Annotated in this window: 11 protein-coding genes and 4 pseudogenes; 8 read left to right on the top strand and 7 right to left on the bottom strand. The window is 59.7% G+C overall.

The window, feature by feature from the left end; genetic code table 11:
- Positions 1-171 precede the first annotated feature (171 nt).
- From tnpB to XH98_RS15115, 6 genes and pseudogenes are all read left to right on the top strand, one after another.
- Positions 172-525, top strand: a complete 354-nt coding sequence (tnpB, locus tag XH98_RS15140; RefSeq protein WP_080134255.1) for an IS66 family insertion sequence element accessory protein TnpB — start codon at positions 172-174, stop codon at positions 523-525.
- A gap of 105 nt (positions 526-630) precedes the next feature.
- Positions 631-2,080 (top strand): annotated as a pseudogene (gene tnpC / locus XH98_RS15135) (IS66 family transposase).
- Positions 2,081-2,292: 212 nt separating this feature from the next.
- Positions 2,293-3,321, top strand: coding sequence for an alpha/beta hydrolase (locus XH98_RS15130; RefSeq protein WP_271619085.1), 1,029 nt, complete (start codon positions 2,293-2,295; stop codon positions 3,319-3,321).
- A gap of 272 nt (positions 3,322-3,593) precedes the next feature.
- Positions 3,594-3,707, top strand: a pseudogene (locus tag XH98_RS15125) (4-hydroxylaminobenzoate lyase); the annotation flags it as partial.
- Positions 3,708-3,744: 37 nt separating this feature from the next.
- Entirely contained in the window at positions 3,745-4,224 is a 480-nt protein-coding gene (locus tag XH98_RS15120; RefSeq protein WP_271619083.1) for a hypothetical protein, read from the top strand.
- 184 nt (positions 4,225-4,408) lie between these two features.
- Positions 4,409-4,543 (top strand): annotated as a pseudogene (locus XH98_RS15115) (SOS response-associated peptidase); the annotation flags it as partial.
- A 469-nt stretch (positions 4,544-5,012) separates the two neighbouring features.
- On the opposite strand, the gene XH98_RS15110 reads toward XH98_RS15115, so the two are convergent.
- Positions 5,013-5,192: a hypothetical protein gene (locus XH98_RS15110; RefSeq protein ID WP_271619082.1), complete on the bottom strand. Its 180-nt coding sequence runs from the start codon at positions 5,190-5,192 to the stop codon at positions 5,013-5,015.
- Between the two features lie 252 nt (positions 5,193-5,444).
- Positions 5,445-5,792 carry a hypothetical protein gene (locus tag XH98_RS15105; RefSeq protein WP_271619081.1) on the bottom strand — a complete coding sequence of 116 codons (348 nt, stop codon included), beginning with the start codon at positions 5,790-5,792 and terminating at the stop codon, positions 5,445-5,447.
- A gap of 147 nt (positions 5,793-5,939) precedes the next feature.
- Between XH98_RS15105 and XH98_RS15100 the strand changes: the two genes are divergently transcribed.
- Positions 5,940-6,638, top strand: a complete 699-nt coding sequence (locus tag XH98_RS15100) for a Crp/Fnr family transcriptional regulator (RefSeq protein WP_271619080.1) — start codon at positions 5,940-5,942, stop codon at positions 6,636-6,638.
- A 202-nt stretch (positions 6,639-6,840) separates the two neighbouring features.
- Here XH98_RS15100 and XH98_RS15095 read toward each other — a convergent pair whose 3' ends face one another.
- Positions 6,841-7,035, bottom strand: a complete 195-nt coding sequence (locus XH98_RS15095; protein ID WP_271619079.1) for a hypothetical protein — start codon at positions 7,033-7,035, stop codon at positions 6,841-6,843.
- Positions 7,036-7,063: 28 nt separating this feature from the next.
- Between XH98_RS15095 and XH98_RS15090 the strand changes: the two genes are divergently transcribed.
- Entirely contained in the window at positions 7,064-7,306 is a 243-nt protein-coding gene (locus XH98_RS15090; protein WP_271619078.1) for a hypothetical protein, read from the top strand.
- Between the two features lie 241 nt (positions 7,307-7,547).
- Here the strand turns inward: XH98_RS15090 and XH98_RS15085 are convergent, their stop codons facing one another.
- The 4 genes and pseudogenes from XH98_RS15085 to XH98_RS15070 all read right to left on the bottom strand — a co-directional run.
- On the bottom strand, positions 7,548-7,763 hold the full coding sequence (locus tag XH98_RS15085) for a hypothetical protein (RefSeq protein WP_271619077.1): 216 nt from the start codon (positions 7,761-7,763) through the stop codon (positions 7,548-7,550).
- Between the two features lie 224 nt (positions 7,764-7,987).
- Positions 7,988-8,431, bottom strand: a complete 444-nt coding sequence (locus tag XH98_RS15080; protein WP_271619076.1) for a hypothetical protein — start codon at positions 8,429-8,431, stop codon at positions 7,988-7,990.
- 751 nt (positions 8,432-9,182) lie between these two features.
- Positions 9,183-9,446: a DUF1622 domain-containing protein gene (locus tag XH98_RS15075; RefSeq protein WP_271619087.1), complete on the bottom strand. Its 264-nt coding sequence runs from the start codon at positions 9,444-9,446 to the stop codon at positions 9,183-9,185.
- 118 nt (positions 9,447-9,564) lie between these two features.
- Positions 9,565-10,731 (bottom strand): annotated as a pseudogene (locus XH98_RS15070) (IS5 family transposase); the annotation flags it as partial.
- Positions 10,732-11,109: the final 378 nt, after the last annotated feature.

Genomic DNA, 11,109 nt, shown 5'->3' with positions numbered 1-11,109 from the left:
AGCAGGCTGTGAGCGGTAGGAACGTGCGCGTCCAGTGTGCGGTTTTTAGCTACCTCGCCGCAGAAGCAGCGCGCAATCCCTTCCGCGCGTCGGCGATGTCGTGCTGCGGACGGACACAGCCATAGATGCTGACCAGCTATCCCGGGTGATCCGTGCAGTGCGAGCGTCACGATGATCGCGGCCGGTGCTGATCTGAAGATTTACGTTGCCACGCGGCCGATCGACTTCCGCTGTGGCCACGACGGGCTTGCGGCGAAGGTACAGGAGATGCTTCGTCTCGATCCGTTCAGCGGCGCAGCCTTCGTGTTCCGATCCAAACGAGCGGACCGGATCAAGATTTTGGTCTGGGATCGAACGGGTCTGGTGTTGGTGCACAAACGCCTCGAAGGTTGCAAGTTCGTTTGGCCAACGATCGCGGACGGCGTGATGCGCATGTCGCCGGCGATGTTCGCTGCCTTGTTCGAAGGGCTGGATTGGAGATTGGTCCGCCCGGAAGAAGCACGGCGCCCGCAGGTGGCGGGATAACTGCGGCAGAATGACTCGGCAGCTATTTTGATCGTGGCACGGGCGGCCGCGATGTGCTCGAAATAGCGCATGAGCATCGCGACACTGCGCGACGAAAACGAACGCCTGAAGGCGCTTCTGGCGCAAACGCAGGCGGCCTTGAGCGAGCATCAAGGGGCACTGGCGGCATCGGAGGAAGCGCGGCGTCGGCTGGAGGTCATTCTCGGCGAATTGCGACGCGACAAGTTCGGCTCGAAATCCGAGAAGCTAGGACCAGATCAGTACCATTTGCCGCAGACGTGGAGGTCGCGCAAGGCATTCTGGACGCGGCGCAAGAAAGAGCTGAGAAGGTCATCCAGGGTCGATCGCGCAGCGATCCGGATCGAGGCTCCCATCGCAATCGCGGCTGTCTGCCTGCCCATTTGCCGCGGGTGGAACGGATCATCGAGCCTGCGAGCACGCTCTGTCCGTGCGGTTGCGGCGCCATGACGAAGATCGGCGAGGACGTCAGCAAGCGCCTTGACGTGATCTCGGCGCAATGGCGCGTGCTGGTCACGCGCCGGCCGAAATACATCTGTCGTCGCTGTTCGGGGCCTGTCGCGCAGGCGCACGCACCGGAACACGTCGTGCCCGGCGGGCTGCCGACCGAAGCGGCTATCGCTCATGTGATCGTCTCCAAGTTTGGCGACCACACGCCGTTTTATCGTCAGGCCGAGATCTATGCGCGTCAAGGCATCCGGCTTGATCGGGCGACTCTGGGCAACTGGTCCGGCCGCGCCTGCTTCCATCTTCAGCCCATCGCGGACCACATGCGCCGCCACCCGGCCATGGCGGATCGCCTGTTCATGGACGAGACCTCGTGTTGTTCCGATATGTCTCCGGTCGCAGCGGCGCCTTCGCGGAGCAGTTCCTGGACGGCTTTGGCGGAAGCTTCCTGCAATGCGATGCCTACGACGGGTATGACCGGCTGACCGAAGTCGTTCGACCGCAAGGGCCTTGGACGCTCGTGCATTGCTGGAGCCATTTGCGCCCGCGCTTTGTGAAATTGGCCCGCAACAGCAAGTCGCCGATCGCCGAGGCCGCCATTCGGCACATCGCCCAGCTTTACGCCATCGAAGCCATGGCGCGCGGTGCATCGCCGGACATCCGGCTGGCCGCGCGCAAGGAGCACTCGCTGCCCATGGTCGCCGCGTTGAAGTCCTGGTTCGAGAAACAGCTGTCGATGATCTCCAGCGGTTCGACACTCCCCGAGGATATCCGCTATGCGCTCAATCATTGGCAGGGGCTGACCCGCTTCCTCGAAGACGGCCGTCTCGAGCTCGACACCAACCCGGTCGAGAACGCCATCCGGCCGATCTGCTTGACCAGGAAAAACGCGTTCTTCGGCGGACATGAAATCGGGGCGGAAAACTGGGCTTTGCTCGCCTCGATCGTCGCCACCTGCAAACTCAACGACGTAAACTCTGCTGCCTACATCGCCGAAACACTCGAGGCGATCATCGACGGCCATCCCCATAGCAGGATCGAAGACCTCATGCCATGGCGATTCCGCAAAGCGTCAAGCCCGCATCAATAGGGTGATCGCTAAGCGCTTACCGTCAAAGGTGGTTCGGCCCATCATTGAGGGCAACCGCCACGCCGGTGCCGGAACTTCGCCACATTGCAGAGCCAGCCGGCGAAGGCCGTGACTGCGACCTGCCACGAAGCTGCTCCGCCGCCTTCTCGCCCGGATTGTCATTCAGGGAGACAGGCGGGGCGGCTAGGGGGCGAAGTTCCCGAAGGTTCCGCGTGATCATCCGATATCCTCTGCAACGCCGCTCTCATCGTGCTCCTTCGCGCCGCGCGCTCCTGCGCGGGCTTTTGTCGGCGGGCAGCGCTCTCGCGCTCGGCGGATGCGCTGGCCTGGGCGCGACCGGCACGCCCTACGACGCGTCGTCCCTCTTCGTCGACCCCACATTGCTCGTCACCACCACACGCAAGCCCGTGAAGGGTGGTCGCACGAAGCCTTGGTTCGGGCCTGAGCGCGCGACCACGATGACGGTCGCGCGGGCAAGGCTGGTGGCACCGGATGAAAGCAGACTTTCGCTCGCCTCGGTCGGACTGGGCGATTGGCGCCTCGATCAGATCGAACCGGTGCAGGCCGACATCGGTGATCTCGTTGCGCAGACCGGCGGGGGAGGAGACGTGCTGATCTATGTGCACGGCTTCAAGCAGACGTTCGAAACGGCCGTGCTCGATGCTGCCCATCTCTCCGATGGCATCAAGTTCCGCGGCCGGACCATGGTGTTCTCCTGGCCCTCCAAGGCCGGACTGTTCGACTATGCCTATGACCGCGACAGCGCGATGTGGTCCCGCGATGATTTCGAGCGCGTGCTTTCGTCCCTCGTGTCGAGTCCAAGCGGCGGCCGTGTCCATATCGTTGCACACAGCATGGGAACCATGCTGACGCTCGAAAGCCTGCGTCAGCTCTATGCGCGATACGGCGACACCGTGACGGGCAAGATCGGCACGGTCGTGTTTGCCGCGCCCGACATCGACATGGACGTGTTCTCGTCGGCGATCCAGCGCATCGGTCCGCTTGCCGGCAAGATCACCGTGATCGCCGCAACGAACGATCGTGCCCTTGCCCTGTCGGGACAAATTGCAGGAGGAATGACCAGGGTCGGCGCCGCCGAGAAAGCTGTCATCCAGCGGCTCGGCGTGCGCGTGGTCGATGCGTCCCAGGAAGGCTGGGGCATCATCAATCACGATCTGTTTCTATCGAACGCGGAGGTGCAGCGGGTGATCCGCCGCTCGATCAACGGCACGACCGCATGAGAGCGCGCACTTTCGCAATATGAGGGGGCAGTTTTCCATGGCGCGCGACAGGCGTACGGGTTGTTCACCTCTCAGGGGTTATATGAACTCGACAACGACCGAAGTCATATTCGCAGCACTCGCGCGATGATGGACGACTTCGCAACGCGCGCAATCGTTTGTTGCGACAAGCGTCCGAGCTCGAATGCCTCACCCGGTGCCGATGGCCGCCACGGGGCGATCGAGATTAGCGGACTCCGATGCCGGGGACGCTCATGAGGCGCAGGCAGTTGACGGCGCCGGATCCCGTCAGCCGGCATTATCCCGAAGTCAGGGGTGGTGCGGTGATCGCCCTGTTCTATCTGCCGGCCGGGCGCATCTCCTACGATTTCAAGGCGCCGGCCTGATGCCCGGCGCCGGCGGTCCGATTAGCAGGGCTCAACTATGTTGATACCAGTGACACTACCGGTCGCGGTCGCCGAACATGCCTATCAGCGTCTACTCGATCTGGTGGCTGACATAGATTTCAGTGCAAGCGCCGAGCAGCGCCTCGCCACTATCAACCGTGTGGCAACCAGCGATTTGCTGCACTGTCGTCCTTGGCGTCAAGGGACATCTTTTCACCAGCCCGGCCTGGGAGTGGTCGTGAGCCCAGACGTACTTCACGGCATTGCGGACGACCTGCTTGTTATAGGCCCGTACTACGTCGAAGGGATTGTAGCCATGGATTTCCCGGGAGACGCGCTTAACCACCCCATCCCGCAAACGGATTATGACCTGGTTCTGGCTGATCGTCGTAGTGCGGCGGCGGCTGAGGGCGGGCCGGCCCTGCTGGTGAATAGGCCCAGGCCCCAGCGGGCCTTGTCGTCAAAACGCGGGGAGAGCGAACAGTCGCATGATGCCGATGTCCCTGGGCTGCCATAGCGGCGCTCACAGGTGCACCCAGGAAAATCAAAAGGCTCAGGACCAGAGCTGATCGCATGGTCGTTGCTCCGGTGGACTACGGTGAGCCAACAATGAGCCTCGGTCGACGTCCACGCAATCCGCGACCGCTACGCGGCGGGTCACATCCGCGGCATCACGCTCGGGTTCCTAACAACATCTAACCATGCCGGGGATACTCACCACGGACGAAGAGCGCGATGTTTGGATGCGTGCGCCATGGGACGAAGCCAAGGCGTTGCAGCGGCCGTTGGCGGACGATGCATTGTCAATTGTACGACGTGGCGCCGATAAGGAAGATACGTCGCTTTTGCTGTTAAACCGAAGTTTCTGCGCGTATCCAGTTCGGATTAGTTACTTAGGAGAAGGGCAGGATAAGAATTTGGGAATATACACTCTCGGATTTGACTGGCGGTACGACCCTCCGGCTCTAACCATTGAGCTGCAGGCCCGCGTCTCGACAGGGAGTTCGTTTAGAGTAGCGATCACCAGACGCAATTTAGGACGATGGGCTGCATCATCCCGCTCTGCAACGTATATGCAACGCGCGGCTCCTAACTCGTTGATTTATCGACCTCCAATACGGTTTCCTAAACCGTAGGTCGGATCGACGGAATTGTCGACCGCTCCATAGCTGCGGTACTGAAATAACCTTCGCAGCCGCACGTAGTCTCTCGGGTTGGAAGTACCCTGGCGATGATCTGAATCAATGCGCGTCTGCCAGTGCCTTCGAAGTGATTGCTCTCGGGCCAATCGGCCAAGGGGGCGGCCTATTGTCTATGAGGCAACCTTGCTACCAGGCGGTTCCGCTCCCAAACCTGAATGTCTTTTCCGTCAATGTACTGACGCGCTTTTTCGATGGCCTCTTGATCGTCAGCACACTTCAGCAGTTGCGCCGGTTGATACATGTGGCCGTCGGTATCAACAAAGTAAATGAGGTAGCCTGGCATAGCCAAACTCCCGAAGAAGGCGGGAGCGCTACGCTCTCAGTCACCGATAGCGGCCTAGGGTGGGGCGGTGATATTGAAGCTGTAACACAATTGGTCAAGTTTGGACGAAATTTGTGTACTCACCTCTTCGGAAACTTTGGCCGCACGTCCGCCGCGCTTAAGTTAGGCCCGGTTTATCCCTGACAACCGACATATCCTTGACCAAGGCAGGCGGCAGCGATGGGCCAGCAACCAAGAGGCAGCAAAACCCGCTCAGAAGCGGCTGATCCGGTTGGAATGAGCCCTCTCGCGCATTGCGAGGCAGAATTGTTCCATCAATTTCTGCGTAGTCTCAAAGTTTGCCAGCATCTGGTCCGCTCGTGCTTGCTCTATCGAACCATCAGCAAAGGCCGCGCGCAATCTCCTGAGATGGTTTAGGCGGTCGCGCCCCCTTGCGGCCCTGTCTTCCGCAAATTGTAGAGTCTCCAAATCGCGACCGAGTTTGTCCTCTTCAGCGATCATGAGTTTGACTATGGTATCCCGATTGCGGTCGGTGATCCCTTCGACTGTCAGGAGGTTGAAATAGTGATCAATGTTGGCATGGGCGACGTAGCTGTCCATCTCGTATCCCCCCTTCTTGATCCGAACCAAGCTAATTTATCGACGCCCAACGGACCACGGCCGGGGCGCGCCTATATTTGATCATGATCAAGTTCTGGTCCGACCGTGAAGCTATGAGAGATGAAAAGCACGTGTGGATGCCGCAAGATGAAGCATGCAACAGGGCCAGCGATTCACTCGGTCCATCCGTGGGATCCGGGCAATCCCGAGAAAGGTATCCGCCATCAGCTGCTAAGCGAGGACGAGAGCGCCAAGCTTGCGAAAATTGCGCAGATTGTGCGCTTCGCCAAGGGCCAGGAAATCTATGCGAAGGATACGCCAGCCCAAGCGGCATTCAACATCATCGACGGAGTAGTCGTGGCTTCCGACGCGGAGCATGTAATCTCCTTCCTTTACTCCGGCGACCTGTTCGGTTTGTCGGAAGAAGGGCGGTATGCCAACACAACAAAAGCCGCAACACCCGTGACGGCTTACAAAATGCCGATGGCCGCGGTACGCCGTATTCTGGCCAGCAATGCCGATATCGACGTCAACCTCATCATCAAGCTTTGCGAAGAACTCCGCCAGGCCCAGCGTCATGCTGTTCTTCTCGCCCAGAAAAAGGCAGCAACGAAGCTTGCGATGTTCTTAGGGCTCCAAGAACACCTGCAAGCTGCGCGAGGTGAGCCAACCTCTGAGATCCATCTCGAAATGGATCGATCGAGCATTGCTGCCTATCTAGGCATAACCCTCGAGGCACTCAGCCGCGCCTTTCGGTCATTGACTTCGAAGAAGCTCATTTCATTTCGGGGCCGCCAGCACATAACAGTGCTCGACCGAGACGCATTCAACCAGATGCAGGGATGACGTCAATAAAAGATCCAACAATCAAAGGCGGGCAAGCCAAGGGCCGGTAGAGCTATTCTGCGGGTCGATAAAAATAGCCCGCTCAGTTTGGGGGACTGAGCGGGCCACAACTTACACTGAGCTGGGGTCCTTGGGGTGGGTGCTCAATGTAATCCACTTGGTTCAGGCGTTTGCGCGATTCTCGCCTCAGGATCGCAGCACATCAGCAGGTGAACTCCTCATCGCACTCCCCACGGTCGCCTTGCTCAAGCTTGGACAGTAGAGCGGATCCCTCTTCCGCAAGCCGGGTTCGAAGATACGAACGCTCGATGTCCGTCAGACGAGTTTGAAGTAGGCGATGGTAGCGGAAGATGTTGTTGCGGTGCGCTTTGATGACGGCATCGTTTGCAGCGGGCATCATTTTCCTCCCTCGTTTCAGAAGAAGAATGTCCGTCGATCTGGATCGCGAACTTGATCCAGCTCAATACGCGCGAACGCCGTTTGGCAAATTCTTGATCGCGATCAATTCGAGCAGCTTCCATCTGCCATCAAAAATGAGCCCGTGCGGCAACCCGGACGGGACCAAGGACGTGATCGGCGGATTTCATGATGAGGAAGAGGCTCGCGCTTGGCTCGCAAAGAATGCGTCCACGGCCCGAAAGGCGATCCCGTTCAAGCCGCTACGTTAACGAAGCGGTCCGTAAACCGGGGCATCTTAGATGCCCCGTGAAATTGATGCGCTCGCGCAAGCGGTGACAAAAATCGAGCGCGACAACCTCGACATATTCCGTAAGTTGATGTCGTCACTAAGACATTGGTGAGCCTGCCGGACAGGCTTGAATTAACCGGATCGAAAGAAGAAAGGGCCGTCGGCGGCGTCGACGGCCCTTTGTCGGTGTGGTGGGGGACGCAGAAGTTGGGGCACGCTTTTCACCACACCGCCGAATGCATTTCAAAAACGGGATCCCGAGGACCGGCGGCCTTGATCAGCCCGGCGCGCTGCGCTGGTTCGGGGAGCTTGGTGACCTCGCTCATGAGCAACTGGAGCAGGATGCTGCATTTGCCGGGGTGCGTTTCGGTCTTCAGCAATCTCCCGAAGTGACGGATGTTCTCGGTAGTGACGAAGTGTTCGATCGCTTCAGTCATTCGAGGCTCTTGTTCCGACTATTGCGCAAAGGTCGGCCGCTGAACATCGCGCAGCGTTCGCCGTCATTCTCATGCTCACGGACTGCAGCTTCAACGCGAAAGACAGCGAGACTCTAGCCCACTTGCGTCTGGTTTGACGGGTATTTTATCGCTGTACCGTCGACTACTAGCCGCTTATGCGACTTTGCGAGCGCCCGCAGCGTTGCCCGCTGACCTGCGACAAATCACCACGTCCCGTTACCAAGCCAACCAAACCACGCCTGCCTTGCAGAGCGATGCGAACGCGCCGCCACCTTCTTTGCGCTGTTGTGTGCTCGGCGTGATACTTCTCGTTTGATTGACGTAGTCGAATTCGCCTTGCTTTCGTCAAACGACACCATTTTCGCAAAGGCGGCCTCACTCCGGGTCGTTGCCAACTCCTCCGTCAAAGGCGGCGAGATCGTGGGCGCAACACTCTCAGCGCGGGCGTTTCGAGCAACAGGGATCGTCGGCGCGCTGGTATCGAAGACGATACGCTCCGGCCATTTTCGATCGGAGCGAATGTGCACCACCGGCGCGTTGACGACTGGCCCGTCTGCGTTGCCTGACGTTGGAAAGCGCGCATCCAGGATGAAGAGCAAGACGATCAATGCGCCGCCGAAATATAGAAAATACCGCGCAAGGGGCATCCACCACTCCATTTCCCCCCGCAGGCAGACTGCGACTTCTTGCGTCACAAGCATTGATCAATATCAAGCGTCAGACTAACTCAAGCCGCGTTCGGCATGCATTCGCATTGAGGCGACAGATTTCTCTCCCGAGGCCCCCGCAACCTCGATCCAGACTTTCGCGAGGGTAGGATCGAAAGCGCCTCGTCGAGACTTCGTCAACCACACCGCAGGTAGCGCCGTGTCAAACGCTATCCGGAACTGCCCCTTTGCGTCATGAAGAACTGCCCCCACCGTCTGGGTTATGATCTCGTCAGCAGAACAGCGCCTACTCTAGTCCCTACGACCTCCAGATTGTTGGCGACACTGCGTGAGTTTGCAACCTGCTCAGGCCCGCGGGCCACTTGGCTGAGCGTACTTGATTGGTCCAGATCAACTGCGACGTTCGAACATGATCGAAAAAAAGGCAATGGACGGTGAGGTGATCATCTGCGCGGGTTTGGTGCATCAGAGATCCAAGCCTTAGGGCGAGCCGGTCGCCAAAACGCAGGACGATAGGGGAGCCGAGGGCAAGCTTGGTGCAAGCTCTCAATCCGCGAGCGGCTGATGCCCGAAGTGCGGCCGTGGGCGGCTAGGTCATGGGAGCGGTCGACGACACGTCGTTGAGAAGCTGAGATACCGCTGTGATAGCTGGGCGGGCGCCAACGGCTTTTGTAGTATAACACTGCTGGGAACGCCTTATACTGGCCAATTGCCGGCCCCAGCGCGGTGCCTAAGCAGTACGACCGTCTCGGGAGCGCTGATACTGGCGCGCCGATGAGGGCTCCCGCTGCCAGGGCCAGCGGCCCTCGATCTCGAGCGTAAGGCTCCAGCTCAGGAAGGTGCGCACCACGACGAGGCCGGCGAGCAGGCCGAGGCTCGCAAAGGTGAGCTCGATGGCGATCGTCTTGACGATATCGGCGGCGACCAGCACCTCGAGGCCGAGCAGGAGCGAGCGTCCGATGCTGATTTTGTAATTGTCATAGCGCGATGCGATCTCACGCCCAAAGATCAGCCGCGCGGACCAGATGATCCCCGCGACGATGATGAAGACTCCGAAGATCTCGATGCCGACACCGATGAGATGAATCCAGTGGCTGGTCGCAGTCTCGAAGGATGACCGGCTCGATGGCCGAGCGGCGGCGCATCTCGCGCTTGATCTTGGGCGTCACCCGCCGCTTCTGCCCTGAGATGAACACTCTGAACTTGTAGTCGGGTGGCGCATTGTGGCCGCGATAGCCTTTGTCGAGAACAAGGCGCTCGACGATGTTGCCGATCAGCGCCTCCATCTCCGGGATCACGGTCTCGAGTGTATGGCCGTCATAGGGATTGCCGGGCAGCGCTTTCACGTGGGTGACGAACTGGCCGCTTTTGGCGTGCGATAACGTCGTGGCAACGGAGACCTTGACCCCGAACTCGTAGGGCCGATGCGCCTTGCCCTTGCCGATGCACTCCACCTCCGGGGCGTGCAGCGAGTAGACCTTCGGTCCACGCTGGTGCTGCTTCTGGCCAAGCACCCGTCGCGCCAGTATCAGCATTCGGTCCAGAGCGATCTGATGGAGCAAGTCGACGTTGCCTTCAAGCTTGCGGGCGATGTCGCGGGTGACACGGCCAAGATAGGTTTGAAGCGTCCTCAAGGCCTTCTTGGCGCGCTTGAACTGCTTGGCGTGGGCATAGCGCTGGTGCTTGATCAGCGCGAACTTGCCGACCCGCCCATAGGACTGACGCAGCCTGATGCCGGCTCCCTTGGCGAGCCGCACCAGGATCTCGCGGGCGCGGTTCAGGAGCCGCGCATCCGTCGGGAACATCACGTTCTTGGGCTGCACCGTGGTGTCGACGATGACGCGGTTGAGGTCGCTTGGCTTGATCGCCTCGGTCCTGGTGGCGACCGAAAGGCTCTCTTGCAGCAGCGCCTGCAGCTTCTCCTCGCCCATCCGCTGGCGCCAGCGCGTCAACGAGGAGCGGTCGAACACCAGGCGGTGCTGGAAGAACTCCTCGCCGCAGAAGAACTGGTAATAGGGGTTCTCCACCCAACGCTCGCATAGCACCTCGTCGGAGAGGTCGTAGGTGTGCTTGAGGATGGCAAGTCCGGCCATCAGCCGCGTCGGCAGCGGCGGCCGGCCCGGCTTGTCCTCATAGACCGCCCCGAGCCGCTGCTCCAGGAACGACCAGTCGATCGTCCGCGAAAGCTTCACCAGCGGGTGGCCCATATCGATGATCGCGTCCAGCCGGGAGCGCAGAAGATCGGCCTGTCCGCTGTCGCGTCGTTCCTTTGGCTTCATCGTCCCCTCCGATGCGACCACGGAATCACGACGCGCGATTCGACGGAATCCTGAAAATGAAATTGCAAGCTTTTGGGCCCTCAAAGCCCCAAAGCTTGCGATCTCAAACCTCATCCCAAGCGCAAAATCGACTCCCGCTCAACGGCTTGGGAGGTTCTTCACGGCCGACTACTTACTCAGGCAGGTATGAATGCTGCGTACGCGGCGCTTACGGCGAGATATCCTTGGTTTCTGCACATAAAGCCAGTGCGCAAATTTGACCGGATCAAGCACCAAGGGCTAGAGCCGCGAAGTCAAGGCTGTCCGACGAACACGACAGTTTCGAAGGCGATTGGCGACTTAGTGAAAAACGTCGACGAAATGATTTTCTTCAGGCCT

It is taken from the genome of Bradyrhizobium sp. CCBAU 51745, assembly GCF_028128715.1.
Lineage (GTDB): Bacteria > Pseudomonadota > Alphaproteobacteria > Rhizobiales > Xanthobacteraceae > Bradyrhizobium > Bradyrhizobium manausense.
This window is presented reverse-complemented; position numbering and strand designations above follow the sequence as displayed.

What these genes read in the sequence shown, in the direction of transcription:
- tnpB (WP_080134255.1), top strand. Translation starts at nt 172, where the DNA reads ATGATCGCGGCCGGTGCTGATCTGAAGATTTACGTTGCCACGCGGCCG.
- XH98_RS15120 (WP_271619083.1), top strand. Translation starts at nt 3,745, where the DNA reads ATGTTGATACCAGTGACACTACCGGTCGCGGTCGCCGAACATGCCTAT.
- XH98_RS15110 (WP_271619082.1), bottom strand. Translation starts at nt 5,192, where the DNA reads ATGCCAGGCTACCTCATTTACTTTGTTGATACCGACGGCCACATGTAT.
- XH98_RS15105 (WP_271619081.1), bottom strand. Translation starts at nt 5,792, where the DNA reads ATGGACAGCTACGTCGCCCATGCCAACATTGATCACTATTTCAACCTC.
- XH98_RS15100 (WP_271619080.1), top strand. Translation starts at nt 5,940, where the DNA reads ATGAAGCATGCAACAGGGCCAGCGATTCACTCGGTCCATCCGTGGGAT.
- XH98_RS15095 (WP_271619079.1), bottom strand. Translation starts at nt 7,035, where the DNA reads ATGCCCGCTGCAAACGATGCCGTCATCAAAGCGCACCGCAACAACATC.
- XH98_RS15090 (WP_271619078.1), top strand. Translation starts at nt 7,064, where the DNA reads ATGTCCGTCGATCTGGATCGCGAACTTGATCCAGCTCAATACGCGCGA.
- XH98_RS15085 (WP_271619077.1), bottom strand. Translation starts at nt 7,763, where the DNA reads ATGACTGAAGCGATCGAACACTTCGTCACTACCGAGAACATCCGTCAC.
- XH98_RS15080 (WP_271619076.1), bottom strand. Translation starts at nt 8,431, where the DNA reads ATGCCCCTTGCGCGGTATTTTCTATATTTCGGCGGCGCATTGATCGTC.